Source organism: Pseudoalteromonas sp. SS15, assembly GCF_049257195.1.
Lineage (GTDB): Bacteria > Pseudomonadota > Gammaproteobacteria > Enterobacterales > Alteromonadaceae > Pseudoalteromonas.
Window position 1 is genome coordinate 1 of sequence record NZ_JBMMUD010000006.1, and the last position, 21,722, is coordinate 21,722.

At 42.2% G+C, this 21,722-nt stretch carries 19 protein-coding genes and 1 pseudogene; 7 read left to right on the forward strand and 13 right to left on the reverse strand.

The window, feature by feature from the left end:
• Positions 1–486: 486 nt before the first annotated feature.
• On the forward strand, positions 487–1,359 hold the full coding sequence (locus AAEU28_RS13155; protein ID WP_421964540.1) for a hypothetical protein: 873 nt from the start codon (positions 487–489) through the stop codon (positions 1,357–1,359).
• 191 nt (positions 1,360–1,550) lie between these two features.
• Here AAEU28_RS13155 and AAEU28_RS13160 read toward each other — a convergent pair whose 3' ends face one another.
• The 9 genes from AAEU28_RS13160 to AAEU28_RS13200 form a co-directional block, all read right to left on the reverse strand.
• The gene (locus AAEU28_RS13160) at positions 1,551–2,666 is read right to left on the reverse strand and encodes an esterase-like activity of phytase family protein (RefSeq protein WP_421964541.1); all 1,116 of its coding nucleotides are present in this window, start codon (positions 2,664–2,666) and stop codon (positions 1,551–1,553) included.
• Positions 2,667–3,257: 591 nt separating this feature from the next.
• The gene (locus AAEU28_RS13165) at positions 3,258–5,642 is read right to left on the reverse strand and encodes a TonB-dependent receptor domain-containing protein (RefSeq protein ID WP_421964542.1); all 2,385 of its coding nucleotides are present in this window, start codon (positions 5,640–5,642) and stop codon (positions 3,258–3,260) included.
• Positions 5,643–5,885: 243 nt separating this feature from the next.
• Entirely contained in the window at positions 5,886–7,250 is a 1,365-nt protein-coding gene (locus tag AAEU28_RS13170; protein ID WP_421964543.1) for a sulfite reductase subunit alpha, read from the reverse strand.
• A gap of 21 nt (positions 7,251–7,271) precedes the next feature.
• On the reverse strand, positions 7,272–8,096 hold the full coding sequence (locus AAEU28_RS13175; RefSeq protein ID WP_421964544.1) for a DUF4198 domain-containing protein: 825 nt from the start codon (positions 8,094–8,096) through the stop codon (positions 7,272–7,274).
• Positions 8,097–8,104: 8 nt separating this feature from the next.
• Positions 8,105–8,617, reverse strand: a complete 513-nt coding sequence (locus AAEU28_RS13180; RefSeq protein ID WP_421964545.1) for a DUF2271 domain-containing protein — start codon at positions 8,615–8,617, stop codon at positions 8,105–8,107.
• A gap of 10 nt (positions 8,618–8,627) precedes the next feature.
• A complete protein-coding gene (locus tag AAEU28_RS13185; RefSeq protein WP_421964546.1) occupies positions 8,628–9,224 on the reverse strand; it encodes a PepSY-associated TM helix domain-containing protein in 597 nt (198 codons plus the stop codon).
• 239 nt (positions 9,225–9,463) lie between these two features.
• Positions 9,464–10,444: a catalase family peroxidase gene (locus AAEU28_RS13190; protein ID WP_421964547.1), complete on the reverse strand. Its 981-nt coding sequence runs from the start codon at positions 10,442–10,444 to the stop codon at positions 9,464–9,466.
• 117 nt (positions 10,445–10,561) lie between these two features.
• On the reverse strand, positions 10,562–12,103 hold the full coding sequence (locus AAEU28_RS13195; protein ID WP_421964548.1) for a GGDEF domain-containing protein: 1,542 nt from the start codon (positions 12,101–12,103) through the stop codon (positions 10,562–10,564).
• A 258-nt stretch (positions 12,104–12,361) separates the two neighbouring features.
• Positions 12,362–13,018, reverse strand: coding sequence for a glycine-rich domain-containing protein (locus AAEU28_RS13200; RefSeq protein WP_421964549.1), 657 nt, complete (start codon positions 13,016–13,018; stop codon positions 12,362–12,364).
• A gap of 157 nt (positions 13,019–13,175) precedes the next feature.
• On the opposite strand from AAEU28_RS13200, the gene AAEU28_RS13205 reads away from it, so the two are divergent.
• Together AAEU28_RS13205 and AAEU28_RS13210 are read left to right on the forward strand one after the other, a co-directional pair.
• A complete protein-coding gene (locus tag AAEU28_RS13205) occupies positions 13,176–13,328 on the forward strand; it encodes a hypothetical protein (protein WP_421964550.1) in 153 nt (50 codons plus the stop codon).
• Between the two features lie 24 nt (positions 13,329–13,352).
• A pseudogene (locus AAEU28_RS13210) lies at positions 13,353–13,514 on the forward strand (gamma-glutamylcyclotransferase family protein); the annotation flags it as partial.
• A gap of 58 nt (positions 13,515–13,572) precedes the next feature.
• Here the strand turns inward: AAEU28_RS13210 and grxC are convergent.
• Positions 13,573–13,824 (reverse strand): glutaredoxin 3, encoded by a 252-nt coding sequence (grxC, locus tag AAEU28_RS13215; protein ID WP_421964551.1) that lies wholly within the window; start codon positions 13,822–13,824, stop codon positions 13,573–13,575.
• An 82-nt stretch (positions 13,825–13,906) separates the two neighbouring features.
• On the opposite strand from grxC, the gene AAEU28_RS13220 reads away from it, so the two are divergent.
• The gene (locus AAEU28_RS13220; protein WP_421964552.1) at positions 13,907–14,824 is read left to right on the forward strand and encodes an AraC family transcriptional regulator; all 918 of its coding nucleotides are present in this window, start codon (positions 13,907–13,909) and stop codon (positions 14,822–14,824) included.
• 1 nt (position 14,825) lies between these two features.
• On the forward strand, positions 14,826–15,203 hold the full coding sequence (locus tag AAEU28_RS13225; protein WP_421964553.1) for a DoxX-like family protein: 378 nt from the start codon (positions 14,826–14,828) through the stop codon (positions 15,201–15,203).
• A 77-nt stretch (positions 15,204–15,280) separates the two neighbouring features.
• On the opposite strand, the gene AAEU28_RS13230 is transcribed toward AAEU28_RS13225, so the two are convergent.
• The 3 genes from AAEU28_RS13230 to AAEU28_RS13240 form a co-directional block, all read right to left on the reverse strand.
• On the reverse strand, positions 15,281–15,751 hold the full coding sequence (locus AAEU28_RS13230) for a YHS domain-containing (seleno)protein (protein ID WP_421964837.1): 471 nt from the start codon (positions 15,749–15,751) through the stop codon (positions 15,281–15,283).
• Positions 15,752–15,861: 110 nt separating this feature from the next.
• The gene (locus AAEU28_RS13235; RefSeq protein WP_421964554.1) at positions 15,862–16,611 is read right to left on the reverse strand and encodes an MBL fold metallo-hydrolase; all 750 of its coding nucleotides are present in this window, start codon (positions 16,609–16,611) and stop codon (positions 15,862–15,864) included.
• A gap of 60 nt (positions 16,612–16,671) precedes the next feature.
• Positions 16,672–17,823 carry a phospholipase effector Tle1 domain-containing protein gene (locus AAEU28_RS13240; RefSeq protein ID WP_421964555.1) on the reverse strand — a complete coding sequence of 384 codons (1,152 nt, stop codon included), beginning with the start codon at positions 17,821–17,823 and terminating at the stop codon, positions 16,672–16,674.
• Between the two features lie 523 nt (positions 17,824–18,346).
• On the opposite strand from AAEU28_RS13240, the gene AAEU28_RS13245 reads away from it, so the two are divergent.
• Positions 18,347–20,488, forward strand: coding sequence for a TonB-dependent siderophore receptor (locus AAEU28_RS13245; protein ID WP_421964556.1), 2,142 nt, complete (start codon positions 18,347–18,349; stop codon positions 20,486–20,488).
• 69 nt (positions 20,489–20,557) lie between these two features.
• Positions 20,558–21,655 carry a PepSY-associated TM helix domain-containing protein gene (locus AAEU28_RS13250; protein WP_421964557.1) on the forward strand — a complete coding sequence of 366 codons (1,098 nt, stop codon included), beginning with the start codon at positions 20,558–20,560 and terminating at the stop codon, positions 21,653–21,655.
• Positions 21,656–21,722 lie beyond the last annotated feature (67 nt).

Sequence of the window (21,722 nt, forward strand, 5' to 3'; positions counted from 1 at the left end):
CCCTTGTACATACAGCGTCACCCGAATTTGGGGCGCTAGGATACCATTCAGTTTAATGGAGGTTAGGAAGTCAGGGCTCAATCTACAAAACAGCATCTGAGTGCTCAGGTCGTGCTCGAGCTCACTGACTTCCAGAATTGATAAGTGCTAGCTAAACACTCATCAAGGAGAGATACAAGGTCGTGCTCTAGCGCGACAGGCTTGAAATCAGCCTTGCAGCGCATCCATGCGTTGACATTACTCATCAATTGCTTATTTTCAGGCGAGCTAAAAGGGGGAAGGGCGTTGCCTGTTGGTCCTCAGTTTATACTTGCACAATGCAAGACCTGACTCTGTGAATTAAGCTTGCTCAGTTAGCAGTGTTGTTCTGTAGCCGAGGTTTATCTCGTAGAAATGCATCCCGCCTGCAATTTTTTATTCCTTGAGTTTATTGTTTTTAGGTACTATATTCTTTGTCAGTTTTTCTAAACATATATAAGGAATATTATGTACAAACTAATCATATTGACTCTAACTTTGTTAGCTTTACCTACCTATGCAAATAATTTAATGGGTTGTGATGGCTGTTCACAAAGCATCATGACTGAAAAAGTTAAAAGCAGAGCTAATTTCCTTCCTCCAGGTGTACACACGATAAATGTAATTGACACTCAAAATGCAAATTTCGAGCAATTTAAAGTAACAGTCTTTAGACATTCTGGCAGTAAAGTTCCAGGTAGCCCGCCTAGGATTGACGTTAAAGTTGAGAAATCTCCTTTAGAGCGCCAAATAGAAAGCTCATTAATTGAAGCTAAACGATATATGACTGATTTGAACAACCACTTGTCTAATAAGATTGTTTTAAATCAAGACTCTCCATATGCGACTTCAGCGGAAGCACTCAATGCAGGTTCATCATTTTCTAACTTTATAGATGATTATGTAAATAACCAACAGTCACCAATATTAGCTACAATCCAAGAGTTAAGAGCCGCTTTTAATCAAATGGCTGCAGATCTCAATGTAGGGGTCTCTGCTGTTATAAGTGTGTCAACTAGCTTAAAGACGACAGCTGCAGCGACAGTAATATTTCCTGATGGTAGCTCTATAGAAGTAAATATTTCATTTAGAAACCACCTTTCTGAGGGGCTCGAAGTTGAAGTTACAACAACAGAAAGAGCAAAAACGTCAGATGGAAAGTTAATTCCCACTGATAAATATCAGGCGAGGAACTTCAACACTTCGCAAAGCAATGTGACAGCATTAATTGATTGGTTTAATCAATTAGGTTTAGACACCCATGATGGTGGTGGTTCTTGTGAGTCTGAAGGTTTTAAATGTGATTCTAAATCATGTGTCGTTGTTTATAGATGTAATTAAGGTGCAAAATATACGTTGCCTCACAACGTATATTTTGCAATGTAAATCGCGGCGTAAAGCCGCTGCTACCGTGAGAGTTTAGAAGCACTATTTGTTTTTAAATCTCGCTTTGAAAGTCTTAAGTTTCTTGTTCAACGCGACAAAGAATCAAATTGAAGGCAAATTTCAAACCTGTCGTGCTAAAGTCCGACCTACATGCCAGAAACCTCAAACAACAACACCTGATTCAATTGCGGGCCATGCACATTAAAATTATTATCCGCCACCATCAGCAAACTGCGATTACCATTCGCTAAAGTTGGGCCAAACGTTAAACCCTCCAAGTTATCAATTTGCTTCGACCCTAACTTGTCGGTAATCGTGGCTAAATCTAATACCAAGGTTTTCTTCGCTGCTTTAAACGTCTGGTTTTTTAAAGAAGCAATGTTCGATGTGTCGGTTGCATCTTGCGTATCGATTAGGTAAATACTCACATTATTGCCACCGTCTTTTAACCCAGATGTGTAAGAGCGTTCCATGGTTAAAAATTGATGTTCGTTGATTTGTAAGATCTCAACTAAACCTGTGGTACGAAATGCATCGGGTTTAGCGCCTTTGCGGTCTACCAGTGGTTCAACATAATAGGCGAACTGTTTTTGCATTTGCTTGCTGGCAAAATCAAAGTGTGAAATACGCACCATGCTGCCGTGTTTTAAAGTCGCTTCTTCACCATCTTGTTTTAGCGCGCCTTCCATCGACACCCAAATACCTTTACCCGACATATCGAGTGTCACGCCTTCAAACACTGCATTATGACGTGGACCGGTGTTTTTGCCGATGTTAAACATGCTCGGCAGCGTAAAAGTGGTTTGAGTTTGGTCTATGTCACCTGCGAGTGACTGCATAAAAATAGCAGGCGGCTTGTTGTATTTCACACTGCCTTCACTGGTCCAGACGATGCTGTTTTGCTTAGGGGCAGGAATTAAACTTTCAGGGTCGACAACACGCTTGCTCGATTTTTGGCCCATTAGCGGTAATGATTTTTCGAACGAGATATTGCTGATTTTCGTGTTTTCTACCTCAGTACCTTCGATACTGATTTTTGCCTGAAAATAGCGCGGCTTTTTAGAATCATCAGCAATCATTAAGTACTTGCCGTTAACGAACTCAATACTCGATAAACCACCAACTTTATCACCATCAACGCTTAGCTCTGCAGGGATTATGTATTCGTCGAGAAAGTTAAGTTTGATAGGGGCTGTGTGTGCAAAAGCATTTGACGAGAGCATCGCCGATAACGCGAAAGCCGAAAATATTAAATTGCGCATTGTTTTACTGTGTCGAATAAAAATCTAAACGACAAATATACGTGGCTGAAGTTCAGATTGCATCTTTTTTGGGTGAAAGAGGGGAGTTCGGAAAATGAGTTAAATATGGGTGCAGTTTCTTAAAAACAGTAGGGATTTGTATTGTGGGCTTAAAGCTTACAGACAACGCCCTTTCCCTTTTATCACACCCTGAAAAGAATGAATTGATGAGTAATGTGCTCGCATGGATGCGAGCCAAGCCATGCTTGTACATGGACGTACCTTCATGGCGTATACGTTCATATCAATTTATTGTTTGAAGGATCTAGTGTGATGAAGGGCGCCGTGGGGTTCCAAGGGGAGACCGGCGGCAGCCTCCCCTTGGTTGTAGTCGCCAACGCGACAAAGGGTTAAATTGAAGACTTGGGTTAAGACTTTAAACCTTGTAAGAAAAGTTTTGTGTTGTATTACGTCCTTGTAGCTTGGGTCCGGTTCGGCCATCCAAGGCCTCACGCTCGGCGCTAGTCTTGCTGCGCGCCCTCGCAAGCCTCAAGGCGCGCCTCCCCCTTACGCAAAAGTAATCTTGCTGCGCAAGATGTATTTTGCACGGTATTAAAACTTAACGTTCACACCTACCCAGATGTTTCTCGCTTTGTCTTTAACGTTATAGTTATCTGTAAATACCACTTCGCTTACAGCACCACGGCCGCTTGAGTAAGTGAACTCGCCGTCACCGTCAAGGTCTGCGTAATCAACACTGTAAGACGTAAAGTCAGTGTCTAGTAAGTTGTTGATACGGGCAAACACAGTCACGTTTTCGTTCAAGTCGTATTTCGCACCCAAATGAAGTAGTTGATAGTTTTTGTAGTACAGCGGCTTTTCAAGCGTGCTGTCCCAACCACGGTAACGGTCTGAACGTACTTCTGCGTTAAGAGTGACAGAGAATGCGTCAGTCACTTGCCAATCAAGGGTTGCGTTTGCCATGTGCTCAGCAGTGTTTGTCAGCGGTTGCCCTTCTTGTGGGCCACTCTTTTGCTCGCTGTCAGTCCATGTGTAGTTTGCGTATAAAGACACAGCATCGTTAAACGCATAACGGCCTGCGACTTCTAAACCTTGGATCTCAACTTTGTCGATGTTGATCTTTTGGCTGTAGCTGTTGTAACCTAATTCGTCGTACTGGCCTAGGTTTACACATGGTTTAACATTGCTGGTCGCAGTACAGCTTTGGATGCGGTCGCCACGGGCAATTTTGTCTTCAAACTCTGTTGTGAAGTAAGTGATATTGAAGTTGTGCTCTTCACTTGGGTGATTCCAGTAAAGGGCAATTTCGTTGTTGGTACTTGTTTCAGGTTTTAGATCTGGGTTACCTGCAAACGGTGAGGTACCTTGACCGCCGAAACCAGTAATACCGTTGTATAAGTCAGTCGTTTTTGGGGTTTTATAACCTGTGCTGATCCCGCCTTTTACAGTCCAGGCTTCACCAAGTTCGTAAACACCGTAAAGACGCGGTGAAGTTTGGCTACCAAATACATCATGGTTGTCGTGGCGTACACCCACAGTAACAGTTAGTGGATCAGCAATATGCCAGTTATCTTCAACGAACAGGGCGGTCATTTTGTGCGATTGTAAGCCTTGTGTCTCACCTGATTCCATACCGAAAACACCGTCTTGTAATTCGCCATCAACCAGTTGGCCGCCAATCACAAATACATGGTCGCCCGCCAAATCGTCTACAGGAATATCAACACGTGCATCTAGGGTGTACTGGTTGCTATTTAGTGTACGTTTAGGGCGCGGTAAGAAAGTACGCTCAGCCAATGCTTTACGCGCGGCGTCGTCTAGGTTTGCATACTCACCTGTCCCATCGTACATAGCTTGTAACTGCTTACGCTCGGCAACTGATAGCGGCATTGTACGGCCGTTGTTGTCGGTATCAACATAAGCTAAAGAAACAAATGTGGTGAAGTCATCAAATTCGCCGTTGTGCGTTAATGACCACCAAGTTCTGTCGAACTCTTGATCAGCAGCGTAACCTGCACGTGGGTTTACGACACCTTTGCGGTCTTGCCAGATAGATTCAATATTGTCTTTGGTGCCAAGCGGGTAAGTAATGCGGCCTGTTTCAATATCGTAATTAGGTGTGTTGTCGTACTCTTGATTTGATACATCGTAATCAAAGGTAATGGTGTTTTGCTCGTTTGGCGTGAATACGAATGTGGCACCTAATTGTGTGTTGGTGTTATCAACGGTTTTACCACCGCTACCAAAACCAAGTTCACGGTGGTGTACTTTACCATTAGCATCGACAGCTGGCGCAAACTCAGGGTTAGATGCTTGACGCTCGTATACGCTGCCGCGTGCAGAGAAGTTTACTAGGCCTTCAATTAGCGGGCCGAAAACACTGAAATCAGTGGTGATGTCGTCACCAAATTCATCATTAGTTTGAAAGCTGCGGCCAAAATCAATGCTGCCAGTCCATTCGTTTAGCGACTTTTTAGTAATGATGTTAATGACACCACCCATAGCATCAGCGCCATAAAGCGTAGAAGCTGGCCCTCTGATCACTTCAATACGTTCAATGGCACTTTTTGGTGGAATGTGATTAAACGCGTTGCCACCAAAGTTGTTTGGATAAATGTCACCATGGTTGTTTTGGCGCTTACCATCGATAAGCAATAGGGTGTACTCACCGGTTAAACCACGCATGCTCACACTGCCTTGACCTGTTTTGTCGCGCGTAGTCCCCACATCGACACCCTCTTGATACTTAACAGCATCAAGTAGAGTTGTGTAAGACTGACCTTGAATGTCTTCAGCGGTAATTACAGAAATACTTGCTGGTGCGTCAGGTACTTTTTGCTCAAAACCTGTTGCAGTCACAACGATGCGTTCCATGTCATCTTGTTCAGCTTTAGGTGCTTGTTGAGCCAGTGCAGAAGTGCTTAATGTCGCAGCAATAAGCGAAGAAAGTGCGCAGAGTTTAAAAGGTGTGTTCATCTTGAGAGAGCCTAGTTTATTGCTATTAATGAAATTTTTTGCGTACTGTAAAGGCTTAAATTTGAAAAGTAAAGCTAATTGATAATTGTTTTCATTATCACGTGTAGGGTTGTTATCCAATGGTTACGATCTTATTTAACTTTATGATCTAAAGTGAATAAAAGGGTTTTTAGTGTTATGAAAGCTTAAGTAAGATACTAAGCTTTCTTTGTGCTGATAGTATGTAATGGCGTAGGTAATTACTTAATACACATCTTTGCGATAAAGTTCTTGTCTTTCTAATCTTGATAATACGGGTTGACCCAATATATCAATTAACATGCTTTCAACGTCTTTTGCCATACCTTGTAAGCTGCCACAGATAAAAATCGCGGCTCCGTTATTGATCCAGTCTTTTAACTTTGCCTGTTGAGCTAACAAGGCATCTTGTACATAGCCAGAATGACATCGACCTACTTTTATGTTGCTATCAGCGGTCTGCCTAGAAAAAGCGAGATCGATTTCAGTTAAGTGCTTGGCATTAAACCACTCTGTGAGTTCTAAGTGCCAAGGTAAGTCATGCTCTGCGCAACGCTCACCGTAAAGCAGCCAGTTTTCATGATGTTGCTTTAGTTCTCGATGTTTTAAATGGCCTCTAAGCCCAGCTAAGCCGCTGCCATTTCCGATCAAGATGAGCTTTTTATGCTCGTCTAATGGATTAAATTTAGGGTTCGCCCTGATTGAGAATGCTTGCGTACTGTCTAAATCTGCTTGATGGCATAGCCAACCAGAGCCGAGACCAAGCTCACCTGTTGGATGTTTTTGTTCTCGTACCAGCAGCTTTAAACTTTGCTCTTGTGGCACACTGGCAATACTGTACTCGCGAACGGTATCTTTAATGTGTAAGCGCGCAATGTCGCCGGCTTGCCATGTTAAATCATTGGGCACAGCGAGATTTATTTCAAATAAAGGGGCGCCGGGGCTATTGATATTTACTTGTTGACGGCCAGTAAGTTTGAGCTGCTGAATAGGTAGCTGAGTAGACGACAGCGTTGAACGAGGCACAGCTTCTGCTAGCAAACCTTTGTTTAATAAGTGTGAGTACCATTCATGAATACTGTTTTCATCAAGCTTGTCGACTAAAATTGGCGCAAACAAGGGTTTACAGTGTTTGCTTTGTAGTGCTTGGTTGAGCGCTAGGCCAAATTGACAATATTGGCTATATGCTTTGTCTCCAAGCGCAAGTACTGCGTAATTTAGATGAGCAAGTGTGCTTTTAAATGTGTCTAATTTGCCCTGAAAATGCCTACCATTATCAGGGGCTTCGCCTTCACCATAAGTGCTGGCGATAATTAATAGGGTGTCGGCTTGTTTTAATTGTTGCTCGGTCACTTGGTTTAGCGAAATACACAGTACAGGGTCGCCCTGATCTTTTAGTTTTACATGTAATTCACGGGCTAGCTGCTCACCAGAGCCGCTTTCACTTGCATAGGCAATGAGCATTTTTGCGCGGCGCTCTTTATGATTTTGCCATTTAGCAACAATGACTTTGCGATAGCAAAACAGCGTAAAGGCGAAATAGCCTACCAAAAGCAGGCCGGCTTGTATGAAGGGAGATGCGTTTAGCATATTGGTTAACTAAAGCTCAGGTTAGTCAGGTAAAACTTCTAACACAGCAACATATGTACCTCGACGCACAGTCGCAGGAGCCGCCGCTTTATTATCTTGGTACTCTGCTTCGAAGAAGTAACGGCCTGCGCCATTCCAGTTAAGCGTTACAACCCCATTTTCATCTGCTTTTACGCTGATCTCTTCTTGCGCATTGCGATAGCGAGTACCTTCACGAATAGCAACGACTTCAGCGCCGACCGCAGGCTTGCCGTCAATTAAAAACTTAAACTTAGCTGCTTCGCCCGCATAAAGCTCATTCGGGTGAGTGATGGCAATGAGCTCTAAGCCTTTGTTTGTTGCTTTTAGTGTTTTTTCGGTCGGTGCACCCAAAGTTACAAAGGTTTCCATACGACGAGAAAACTGGGTAACGGTTAGCTTGTCGGCATCTTTTGGTACGCGTTTGTTAAACTCTTCCATAGAGAAGGCTTCGCCACGACCTGGGTACCATTTACGTTTACCGTCTTCATACCATCTTGCAGATAGGCCACTGCTTGCAGTAAATACTTTATAAGTACCTTCTTGGGTTAAGGCTAAATCGAACACATGACGGTATTTGCCTTTGTGCATATTCTCGACCTCAGTCGGTGTGCCATCAGGTGCATGCACTTTAACGCCCGAGAAACGACCCGGATTGTAGTTAGATAAAAAGATGTCATTCGATACCGCAGCATCAAAACTGACCCAGCGGTTTTCACCCGAAAGCTGTGTTTCTTGCGGTACGATCCAAGCTCGGTGGGCGTTTACGTTAAAACAGCTTGCAGCTAGGCCCGCTAATAATAGCGATTTAAGAAGGGTTACTTTCATGGTATTTCCTATGGGTTAATCGTGAATGAAATAGCGCCGAGCTCAGAGTTACCGGCTTGTTTAAATGTGGTTGCTTTAGTCTGCGGCCAAGTAAAAGGCAGATTAATGAGTTCGCGACCACCCACTTCTCGTGCAGCTTCAACACGCAGGCGGTAATTACCTGCTGGAAGACTTTGAAGTTGGGCTTGCTCTAAAGAAAAACGCATTTGGTGTGTGCCTGGCCCGCGAGTCGCGCCGCTCATGCCATCAACAGGCAAGTCAAGGTTACGGCCTGTTCTACGCCACCACTGACGCATATCTTTAAGCCATTTTTCGCCCTCGTTATTACGCATATCAAGGTCGTACCACACAGCTAGATTACTGACGACTTTGTTGCTGTCATTTTCAATCCACACAGCGACATAAGGCTTGTGATATTCGGCAACATCTAATCTAGGCAGCTCAACAGAGACTTTGAGTTCACTGGCAAAGCTCGGAGCCGAGACCGCAACAAGTAAAAGTGGGGCAATATAATGTTTCATCAAACGCTCCTTAATGCGCACTGAGAATTAAAATAATGACAGGGAAAACTGCACCAGCAACGACCAGTGGCCAAGTGCTAGGGCGTTGATTTGCATAGCGAATAAGTAACCAAAAACCACTGATTGAAAACACAATGCAAAGCACAGAAAAAAAGTCGATAAACCAGCGCCATGCTGTGCTGGTATTACGGCCTTTGTGCAAATCGTTAAGATATGAGATCACACCGCGGTCGGTGTTTTCATACACTAGTAACCCGCTATCAAGCTCGATACTCAACCAAGCATCGCCACCAGGTTTGGGCATACCTAAATACACCTCGTACTCATCCCATTCGGCATCTGTTTTTGGGGTTGTAATGTTGTGGTCGTTTATCAAAAATTGTCTAACGGCTTGTGGAAGTGGGCCGCTATCGCGATTGTTAAGTGTCTGTTTAATGCCTTCACTCAGCTCGACTTCTAGTGTGGTTATCACTGGCGTGGCTTTTATATCTGCAGCATGGTTCAGAGTGATCCCCGTTACTGCAAATAACAACATACCGACAAGGCATAATGCGGATGTGATCCAATGCCACTGTCTGACTGTGCCAAGTAAGTTTGAAAGTTTCATTAATAATTACAACGAGCTGACGACTATTTTATCTCGCGCAATTATACATATGAAATTTTAAATGAGAAGGATTTTTATTTGTGTTTGTTTTGGGGCGAAGTTGTTCTCAGAGTCATTAAGGCGAAAGATGAATATTTCCAAATGATTTTGTGTTGTCACCGATTGGTATCATTTGCAGAGTGTTAGCTGATGAGCCCTGAAAAACATCACACTGCTTTTCAGGCTCAAACAAAAGGGGATTACTGGCCGCTTAAACGTTTCCCAAATGAAATGGCATAAGCCATTGAACGCATTTTTAATACTGGGTCGTCACTGGCTGAAAAGCCTTGAGAAATCACATTGGGGTCAAAGTTGATTGGCGTACAAGCATCTCCGCCTGATTGTTTAAGAACCACTTTACCAAGTGCGACTTGTGCTCTGTCAGCTGGCCATTGAACAGACGGATCATTTACCACATCTTGTGCTTCACCAATCACCGCATTAAGCGTAAAAGATACAGTACCTTGATTAAGTTGATTGGCGAGCTTATCAGCTAAAAAAGCGGGCTTAAGCTGCTGGGCTTGCTCTTTTGATAGTGTTTTTATACCTAAGTCAGGTGTAAGTTGCCAGCGGAATTTTACTTGCTCAGCGGCATTACTGTAAAAGAAAGTATGTAGACCAAAAAACTCAGTGTTGGCATATGAGGCTGGTGTTTTGGCTTGTGCATTCCATGCCACATTGCCTTGCACGCTCGGGTTATTCTTGATGTATTCTTGGGTTTTCTTTGCATCGCGCTTGCCATTTTCATCGGGCAATAAGGTTGATAAAAAACCAAAGAAAGTTTCGGGATCTTTTCCTGCAAATACCGGGAAGTTATTTCCCGTAAAAACATGTCGTGCGCCATCTGGCAGGTTAATTTGCATGCCCATGCCACGCGTACCAGTTGTGCGCTCGTCAGCCATAGGGTTACCGCCACCCATGGAGAATCTTAGGGTTATTGGGAGAGTGCCGTTATTTAACAGTGGCGCATTTTTGAATAGCGCAGACTGAGTGTTGGGCTGAAACTCACCGACTGCACATACACCTGAAGCGTGAGCTTTGCGAACACCTGGGTGTTTACCGTTTAACTTTTCGAATAATTGAATAAACTCGTTGGCAGAGACGGATTTTGGAGAAGCGATAGCTTGATTTGAAAAAGTCATTCCTAAGGCGGCACTAATTACATATAAGTGCTTGATCATGATGAGCAGTCCTCTGTCTTGTTGAAGTTAACTTGTACTGTTAAAGACAGAGAATTGTTCAATTAAATTTCATAAAGCAGTCATTTTAATTTCTTAGTTGGAAATAAATTATTGCCGCTAATCATTATTCGCTCTTGGATGGACATAAACTGATTGCAGAGAATCTTTATAGTGCTTGACGCAGTTCTTACCTTGCTCTTTAGCTAAAAACAGCGCTTTATCGGCTCCGGTTAATAAGCGTTTTGGCGATAAGTTTTCATCTGCCAGTGACGTATGGATACCGATGCTCAACGTTTGATGTTCTGGCCACTTTGATTCGTCATTAAAGAATTGCTTACGCAATCTTTGCGCAAATTGCAGCGAATCTTTAGGGCCTAAGTTAGGGCATATCAATATAAACTCATCCCCGCCCCAACGTACAATATGATCATATTGTCTTGAATGGCTCTTTAAAAAATTGGCTAAAAATACGAGTGCTTTATCACCCATTTCGTGACCATATTCGTCATTAATTAATTTGAAGTTATCAAGGTCGATTAAGATTAATGACAGTGGCTGTTTTCTATGTTCGCATTGCTGTAATTCAACTTCTAGAGCGCTGTCAAAGGCTCTTCTGTTGAGTAAGCCGGTTAGGTGATCTGTTGTGGCTTCAATAGTGAGTTGTTTGTGCACGGTTATGTCTTTTATGACACAGACAGTATGAAACTGCTTGCCTATTAACTTATTGGCCAAAGAAACGGCAACTTCGATTTCACCTCTGTCTTTGGTTTTACATAATAGGTTTGTATGTCTTTGTTCCATATTCAAAGATTGTGGTTTAGACATAAATTTGGCTCTTTCACTCAGGTGTGCTTGTTTAAATTGTTCAGGCACTAGCTGCTCTACGGTCATTTTACAGAGCTCGTCAGAGGTATAACCCAAAATAGTTGAAGCAGATTCATTGCTGCGAATAATCTTACCTTGCTCGTTGATGTATAAGATGCCATCGGGAGAGAGGTTTAAAATTGTATTAAGTTGTCTTGAAGAGCGATATTCTTTTCTAAGAAATTTCAGAGTAAATAGGCTCGAGATCAGGAGTGAAGGCAATAATATGGTGAGCAGAATAATGTTACGTTGATTAATTTGTTTTGTTTCTTGTGCGGTTTGAGTTTTAAGTGTTTTTAACTTGGGTAGGACTGCGAGTCGCAAAGTTTCAAGTGCGGCTTGAGCGCGACTGTCATCGACTTTTACCCGTTCATCAAGCTGTGCAATATCCAAGTGTTGATTGTCTCGGGCATAGAGTAGCTTTTGATAATAAAGCTCAAGGGTTTCAAGGATCGCGGCTATATGTTGATCTGCGCCTGTGTCATTTAAAGTATTCTTTAATTGAGCCAAAGAAGATTTACTTTTAACGTAACGTCTTTCTGCTTGTTGAAAATAATGGGGATCTCTGCGAATAACATAGTTTTTAAAATGGTGAATAAAGCCGACATAGCCAAAATTTCTTTCCAGCTCAGCCAGTTCAATGGCGTTAACAACTTTAATGGTGGCTTTGCCATCCCAGCTTTCCTGTAAGGCATCTGTACTGTTAATTTGTAATATCGTAAAAACGATCAAAGACACATTCACCAAAACAGTAAGGAGTATCACTAACATGAAATTAAGATTTATTTTTTTCATTTTCTTCCGTGTGAATAAAACTAAAACGACGCTTATTAAATCTAGTTCACTCTTCAATTTAAGTAAAAATATCGGTCAACGAAAAAGTAGATTCAAGTTTTGTTCTTAGCTCACAGTTTAGGCTTTACAAAGTATCCCATATTTAAGAGGGTGGGGGCTCAGCGCTCTTTTTGGCAGAGATGAGCGTTCCTAATTTTAGGGGGCAAAAGGTAATTAATTTTAAACTCGCATTGCTTAGTTAATTTTTAGCAGCTTTTATTAACTACCCCCACCGCAGCCACCCCCAGAGCAACTTCCAGAATCACCACCTCCGTCGGCAGCACCGCTTGAGCCACATGAAGCAGAGCAACCTATATGTGTTGCACAATAACCCTCTTTACCGACCCCTTGGCAATTAAGTTGATACTTAAAACCATCTTCGATATCAAGCAAGGCATCTATTGCAAATAAAAGCGGTAATCGGGTCGGTTTTAGAGGAGAAATTCTTTCTTTCGCACATGTTAGTTTCCAAGCGGTCTTTATGCCTTGTTGAGCTGATTTGGGAGAAGACATGGCTTCGGCTGGATGGTGGTGTAAAAAACGGCCAAACGCCTTTTGGCAAATGTCCTGATAGAACTTGGTAAACAAAATGAGTTCATGCCATGCCACATCAACAACCTGCGAAGGCATTGAAACGGGCTTACCTTTGGCTAATAAGTTTACATGGAACCATTCTCTCAAGCCCCTTTCTACTGTTTTTAACTGTTCGTCAGACAGATGCGGGTAGCGGCTTTTAACCGTCTGCAAAACCTTTGCGGGTACCTTAAAGTTTTTTATGTGGGCTTTTCTTTTAGCTAATTGTTTTGATTTAAATTTGAAAGCTGTAATTAGCAATGCCACGACTGCAATAATGCCTATTAAGATGTTTGCTTCCATAGCGTGTCCTGAGATTCATTATTTTTATTTATCAGCACTGTATCAGAAAAGTGTACCGATTTGGCAGTATTAATTTTTGTGAGAAACCGGATAAAAAGCTGTTCTGTAAATCACCTTTCTTATATGTTTTAACTCTTATAAAAAACGGGATGATAAAGTGGAAAGGTTATTTGTATATGGGACGCTCGCGCCGGGCAAGCCAAATGAGCATATTTTGCAGGAAGTTGAAGGTGAGTGGTTGCCTGCGACTGTCAAGGGAGAGCTGCATCAAGCAGGGTGGCGAGCTGAACTCGGTTTCCCTGCAATTTAACTAGATGATGCAGCTAGTGAAGTCTCAGGTCTGCTATTCTGTTCTCATGCCTTGAAAGAATACTGGGCCATACTTGATGAGTTTGAGGGTGAACAATACGAACGCGTTATTGTGAATGCAACCCTTGAAAGCGGCGAGCAAGTTGAGGCATATGTTTACTCACTGGCTTCAACGAAAAGTGAGTAATTAAATCTTTAATAACGCGACCAATAAAAAACGGGCGAGTCAGAGTTCGCCCATGATTTTAAGCACGTTTTAGTTTGCCGAGCTTTTTCACATAAGCTTGAAAGTCCTCAAATCCACCTATGTGCTGGTCATTAATGAATATCTGCGGCACGGTTCTTCGCCCGCCGCTCAGCTCAACCATATTGTTAAATGCATCTTGGTCATCTGATACTTCAATTTCTTTGTATTGCCAGTTTAATTTGGCTAGTAACGCTTTGGCTGCTTTGCAATAAGGGCAGTAGTCTTTGTGAAACAATGTGATGTTGGCCATATTCAGATCCGGTTTGCTTAATTTGTACAAGCAAGTTTAAATAGAGCCCATTCATTGCACTATGTCTTAATATTCGAAAATCATGTCCGAAAGTCCAAATATATACTTAAATGACCCCGATCCTTTGAGTGTGCTGTTGAAGCGCTTGTCACTTAACGCTGAGGTGTATGTAAACGGCGATTTTTGTGGCACGTGGGCCGTTGATACATCAGGCAGTCGTCGTATTCCATTTCATTTAATTGGTGATGGTGAGGCTTGGTTGCATATTAATGGTGAGGTTAAGCAACTAAAGAAATGGGACTTGGTGATTTTTCCGCACGATCATCAACATATCATTGCCAACTCTGCAGATAAGCCTGATGAGCAATTAATAAACGCCCCAATGAGTAATGATGGCGCAGTAACCAATATGGTCTGTGGCTTTTTTGAATTTAAGCATGCTCAGATGAACCCGCTATTAGATGCAATGCCCGATGTGATCCATCTTCAAGCAAGTACAAATGCTGATGATGCTAAAACTCGCAGGCTGATTGAAATGATGATCAACGAGTTAAAGCAGGCCAGGATAGGATGCTATACCGTGGTTGATCAATTGGCTTATCTGCTTTTTATTGAAGTTTTACGACAACAAGTTGAAACAAATGTATTAAATTCAGGGCTATTAGCTGCGATGTTTGATACGCGAATTGGCAAAGCATTGAATGCCATTCACCAAAACCCACAGCATAATTGGCAATTACAATCATTGGCCGACGAAGCGCTGATGAGTCGCTCGAACTTTTCTGACAAGTTTACAAGTCTGGTTGGCTTAAGCCCGATGAAGTATTTAGTTAAATGGCGAATGGTTGAGGCATATCGTTTGCTTGTGAATACTGAGAAAAGTGTTGCCGACATAGCACAGCTCAGTGGTTATGAATCAGAAGCGGCTTTTCGTAAAGCATTTAAACAACACCAAGGTGAAGCACCGGGGGCGGTAAGAAGTGAGTCTAATAGGATATAACATGACAACAGTTCAAATGGCCCGTTATATGATTACTTTTGTGTGGTTGTATCACGGTATTTTTCCAAAGCTTGTGCATGTTGCGCCACTCGAACAGCTCATGACGGGCAGCATAGGTTTTTCAGATGATATTTCTTATTTAATAACTAAGGCGGCGGGTATTGGCGAAGTGATATTTGGTTTGCTATTTTTCGTTTTTTATAAAACTAAGCTCATGAATATCTTAAATATACTCGCATTGGCTTTTTTATTACTTTCGGTTGCTATGCTTCAACCGCAATTGTTAATTGAAGCTTTTAATCCAGTGACCACAAACTTGCCAATTATGGTATTTAGCTTTGTACTCTTAAATGAAATCAAGCAAGGTAAGTTAAAATAGACTTAGCAGTTAATACAAAAAAGGTCAGGCTAAGTTCCCTGAGACTAGCCTGACAAACAAACTTAGCCGCCTAGCGGTTAAAGTTTGTTAGGGTCGACCTCTTCTACCTCGGGCCATTCTGAATTGGCTTCAAGAATGTGCTTAGGAACGTTTTCAGCCCAAGCTTTGTAAACGTCTAAGTTTTTGTTTACATATAGCTTGCCGTCTACGACTTCAAATGCCTTACCGTCGATGTCGAATTTTTTACCAAATGTCATACCGTAAGCGCAGAAGCCGCCATATTGAGGGGCGTACTTAGCTGGGTTCTTATTAAATAAGTCTCTATTTTCAGCTGATGCGAAACGGTAAATTGCGTCGTTATATACGGCGGTAAACTTTGCGCTACCAAGAACAGGTTTACCTTCTGTGAAGTAACCAATTACATCGTGACCCGCTAAAATAACGCCATTTTGATCTGTTTCAGTATCGTGACCTGCATGGGCGATGGATGAAATACCGATTAAAACCACGGCTATTGCTGTTTTGAAAGAAGTGAATAAAGCCATCAGATTTGCTCCAAGTGTTCAAGTTGCTGATAGCTTAACCAGTGAACAAACTAGCAGATATATCCAAACTGCCAGAATGTATGTCGAAAAATCCGAATCGTTTAAACCCAGTGCTAATTGATGTTAAGTGCTTTCTTAAACTTATATTTTACTGAGCGCCAATGCGTCATTGGGGTGGTGGGCGCTGACTCTATCAAACTGTCGAAGTCTATATCAGCAAAGTCTAACTCGCCATCATGAGCCAAAATAACAGACTTAGGCTGAAGTAATTTAATGGCCAGTAACGAGTTGCGGTAACGTCGCGGATAAAACAGTGGAAATGGCGGTATTAATTTACCTTTAACTTTAACCATTAAATCAGCCACATAAACACGCTCTGATGGAATATGATAAGCGGCAATGTCGCGGTCGGTGTGACCAGGAATGTGCATGATTTGCCAGTCATCAAACCCCGGAATGGTCATGCCGTCTGCGAGAAAATGGTCGGCTCGCAACTTTCTTGGGTATAACAGGTTTTGCTTTTTCTTACCTTTTCGACCTGCAACATAAAGCGCGAGTAACATATCAGTCCAATGCATTAAAATGCCATCTAGGCCGCGATACCAGTGCCCCGGTGCATTACATGCAGCAATTTTTGCCCCTGTGGTTTTAGCAAGTTTATGTGCGCCACCGGCATGATCAGGGTGCATATGGGTCACGAGAATGATTTTTAAATCGCCAATGGCACGATTGAGTGTTTGCGTTATAAAGCTCAGTACAATGTCATGATCTGCACGACAGCAACCATCAAGTAGCATGAGTTTATCTTGATATTCAACAAGATAAATTGTTTGTATATAACCTTCTATTTGATGGATTTTCATTAAGATACTCCCTAACGCACTAAGCATTTTTATAACTCATCTGACCACTTTGTGCAAAATTTAGTGCTCATCTAATTCAGCATAATCTTGCTCTTTCTGTTCACAGTGTTCAGTGACACATGAAAATGTCTGCAAAGGTAGAGTAAAGTCATGCCATAAATGGTGTTCGGTTTGCTCAAGTGAATTTGGTTGGTAATTGTTATCTAAGTTAACCCTTTTGGCGACACTGTGGTGCACCACAGGCGTTAAGCTAGGGTCGATTTTATTGTCTTTCATCACACAACAAACTCTGTCATCTAAAGTAAGCCAATCAATAAAAAAAGTGCGAGTTTGTTGATGGTTAAGGCCTAACGCATTAGGAGATAGAGATAAATCGTCGTGACTGATGGTACCTTGAAGTACGTCGGGGCAAGCTCGTTTGAGGCAATCGCTATCCGTGATGTCTAAAGTAAAGCGGGGTAAGCCATGCGACTGCTGCATATGTTTGAGCCAATTCATGGCATAACCAAGTGCCACATCAGCGAGGCCATCCATTTTATATCCGCCACCAACATCTGAATGAGCACCCGCAAACCAAATTTCTGTGATCCTATTTGGATCATGGTTCATCAAGGTTGGCTGAAAGGCTTTACGCTTTTCATCAAGGCTGACTAAATGAGTGGCGTGTTTGACTAGGTTTGAAATAGTGCGACCATGCTCAAAAACGACTGAGAATTTAGGGCGTTTGCGAGTGCTTAAATCGGGTAGACCAATGCTCGCAACGGTATCGAATACACATAAAAAAATGAAAGGAGGCGTGTCGTCATTGTAAATAGCATGCTCAATCAAAGAGACAAATCGCCTTGCTAAAGCAGCGCCGCGAGAGAACCCAGTGATTAATACGGTGTCACCCGTTCGGTAGTGGTTTAAAAAGTCTTTTCTCGCTTTGTTTAGAATATCTGACACATCCCATGAATTAAACGCTAAGCCCTGATTAATAAAGCGGTTAAACCAGCCGCCATACGTACCTACCCCTTGATAGTAAAAGCAATGTTCGATGTTGTTGCGATTTGACAGGCCATAATACTCGCCATCTCGGTGTAGGTTACCACCCATTAAAAAGTGCAGCTTTAAGATATTACTGATGCTGGCATCTTTTTGTTCATCATATTGTTTTGCATCTTCAGGCTCATTACCTGTGCCATCAAAATTAAAAACGATCAGCCTACTCATTCTCTTCCTTAGATAATGTGTTTTTAGCAATAAAAGCGTTTAGGCGCTTTATTTCAGTTATGTCTACAGAGTAAACCACACTTTATGAATGGATATATACCCAAACTTCCTCAAGATGCATGATTCAGAGCGCTGCCTTCTGTTCTAGTTCAAGGAAAAGGACGCAGCGTAATGACGAGTCCTTTCCAAGTTCTTTGACGATGAAATAGGACTGAAAGCACGCTCCCTTGGGCGAGTTTGATTGGCTTTCATACTGCGTTATCAATTTTCGATTTAGAACCACTAGACCTTCAAATCGATGCCTTGTCTGACAGCCAATCAATTCTCGCTGAACCTCGTATCTTGAGGTGGTTTGGGTATAGCTACTCTAGGTAGCTGATTACTATATCAATTGTCTTTTTTCATTTCACTACTTGCTTATTCATAGCAGAAATAGTTTTTATTTTTGCAATTGATTTTGCAAATCAATCTCATTTGCATTATATTGCGTCGCGATTCAATAATAACCAATTTAGGCTCTCTTATGACAAGTCGTGTATTTAAGTTAAGCGCTCTATTCGTTGCTACTTCGGCAATTCTTTCTGGTCATGCTTTTGCGGATGATGGCAAAAAAGACATTGAGAAAATTCAAGTATTAGGTGACAAGCACAGTAACTATCTGGCAGTTGAAGCAGAAACAGCCACAAAGCTCGGTATTTCGATTAAAGAAACGCCGCAATCTGTGCGTGTTGTGACGCGTGCGCTGATGGACGACTTTTCATTAGATGATGTGAATCAAGTACTAGAAACGACACCGGGTGTCTCTGTTGAGAAGATAGAAACAGACCGCACTTATTACAAAGCACGTGGCTTCGATATTCTTAACTTTCAGGTAGATGGCTTAGGTTTACCGCAAGAGCGAGGCTCTCTTCAGGGCACGCTAGATACAGCGATTTATCAGCGAATTGAAGTTGTGATGGGTGCAAACGGCATGATGACAGGTGCAGGTAACCCGTCAGCCACAGTTAACTTTATTCGTAAACGCCCAACAGCCGATTTGCGTGCTGATGTGTCAGTAACTGCAGGCTCTTGGTCAAATAAACGTGTTGAAGCTGATGTGTCTGGTAGCTTTAATGATATGGTTTCTAGCCGCGCTGTTGTTGTTAAGCAAAAGCGTGACTCTTACCTAGACCGTTATGCGGTAGATCGTGAAGTATTTTACGGCATTACTGAATTTGCATTAACAGACACAACGACTTTAACAACCAGTTTAACCTATCAGAGTAATGATGCTGACAGCCCGCTTTGGGGCGCATTAGCGTTATTTGATAACAAAGGTCAGCCGACAAACTATGATGTTTCTACTTCAACAGCAGCAGATTGGGCTTATTGGAACAACACCTCAAAACAAGCATTTGTAGAGCTTGAGCAATATATTGGTGGCGAGTGGAGTGTCATTGCACGCTATGCACATACGCAAAACGAGCAACACTCCAATTTATTTTATGTTTATGGCACGCCAGACTCAGAAACAGGCTTAGGTCTAACTGGTTATGCCAGCGATTATCAACTACGCGACCGAGTTAATTTATTTGATGTGTATGCGCGTGGTAGCTTTGAGTTATTTGGTCAAGAGCATCTCGTAGCTTTTGGTGCTAGCGAAGCTGATATGTATTACTTTGATCGCTCTTTATATGATTATCAAACCGGTAATGGCTTCCCGCCAATGCCTAACATGAATGAGTGGGATGGTGTTGTACCGGTGCCAACTTTGGTTGATGTAAACCCAGCTGCCCCTGGCTCTGATGTGCATAGTGAACAAAGTTCTCAGTATGTATCTGCGCGTTTTTCTCTCACTGATGATTTAAAGCTACTTGGTGGTCTTAGATACACAAACTGGGAAACACAAGGTTTATCATATGGCAATGATAAAGGTCGTGAAGAGAGCGATACAACGGGCCATGTTGGTCTAGTTTATTCAGTGAATGACGATATTAATGTGTATTCTTCTCACAGCGAAACATTTGCGCCACAAACTGAAAAAGACATTAATGGTTTACAGTTAGCACCAATTGAAGGCGACACTCAAGAGTTGGGTGTAAAAGCCGAGCTATTTGACGCCAGATTTATGCTAAATGTTGCGTTATTCAACGCAGAGCAAGTGAACATTGCTGTTGCAGATGTGGCAAACTCGACACCAGATAAAACAGTTCACAAAGCAGCACCAGGTATTCAATCGAAAGGGTATGAAATCGAGCTAAGTGGTGAGCTTGGTTATGGCTTCAGTGCTAATCTAGGTTATACCAATACAGATATTGATGTGTCTGATACGTTTAATGCCGGCAATGTTGAAGCACAACTAGTAAAAGACTACACACCAAAGCAAGTATTTAAGCTTGCTGTTAAGCATGACGTTGAAGCCATTGAAGGGTTAAGTTTTGGTATGAATATGCGTTGGCAAGATGAGATCAGCCGTATACAAAGCCCTCAACCTTTAGTTGTCACTAAGCAAGACGCCTATGCGATTGTGAATTTTATGGCAAGCTACGACATCAACGAGCAAGTTAACCTGACCTTCAATGCGAATAATGTATTTGATGAGAAGTACATTAACTCACTGTATTGGGCACAAGGCTTCTATGGTGCACCTCGTAACTATGCATTGACTTTAAATTGGTCATTGTAAGTTTATAAAAAATTTAAGGCCGCTTATGCGGCCTTTTGTGATTTATAACCATATGAGGGGCAATCAAAAATGAAAAAAACACTTCATCTATGGCATCGCTATCTTGGATTAGTTGTGGCCATTCCACTGATCATTATTTCTTTAACAGGCAGTATTTTAGTTTTTAAAGAAGAACTTGATCATTGGTTAATGCCAGAACTTGCAGTTGTTGCGGGCGAAACAGGGAACAGACTTAGTTATGACGAGTTAAGAGCTGAGCTCAACAACCAGCTTCAGGGTTATGAAATTGGCAGTTGGGAAGTCTTTGATGATGGTATAACAGCAGATCGCATCTATGTGCTCAAACATGGTACGAGTGAATGGTTTAAAGTCTATCTTGATCAATACCAAGGGGTTGTGCGCTCTGAGCCCGTTGCGGTCAATCATTACTTAACTGACTGGCTGCTTGATTTGCACTATAAGTTTTTGATTGGTGATACCGGGCTGTGGGTAACGGGGTTGGCGTCTCTTATTTTGCTCTTTATGGGCATTTCAGGACTGATTATTTACCGTCAGTTTTGGAAAAAGTTTTTTACTCTGAGATTAAAGGTGAAACGCATCGCGCTGTTTAGCGATATTCATAAGTTAGTTGGTATTTGGTCTGCGCCTATTTTATTGGTGATTGGTTTTACCGGTGTGTATTGGAATATCTCTGAGATCATACATCACGAGCTTGAGCATAGTGATGACCACCAAATTGTGATCACTGAAAGGCTCTACAATCACCAGCTGTCACTCGATAAAATGGTGGCTGAGTCGACTCAGCAAATGGGCGGCTTTAAACCAACGTATTTACTCTTTCCGTACGAGCCTGAACTGCAAATTACCTTTTTTGGTGAGGTAAGCGATACCAGCTTTGTCACCAGTGAATATGCCTCAACCGTCAGCTTTAATAAGCAAACAGGTGAGCGCATGCCAAATTATGATATTCGTGAAGCGCCGTTCTTCTTGGTGGCGGTCGATAGTTTTCGAAAGCTTCACTTTGGCTATTTTGCTGGTCTAACTAGCCGAATTATTTGGTGTGTCATTGGTTTAACGCCGCTTATCTTTGCGATTACAGGCTGCTATATGTGGCTAAAAAGAAGAAGACCAAAGAAACGTGTGGTGAAAGTTGCACAGCCAATTTGAGCTGACTTGAGTTCTACAAAGGAATAAATAAATTTACCGAATAAGCAACAATTAAGCCTCTTAAAAG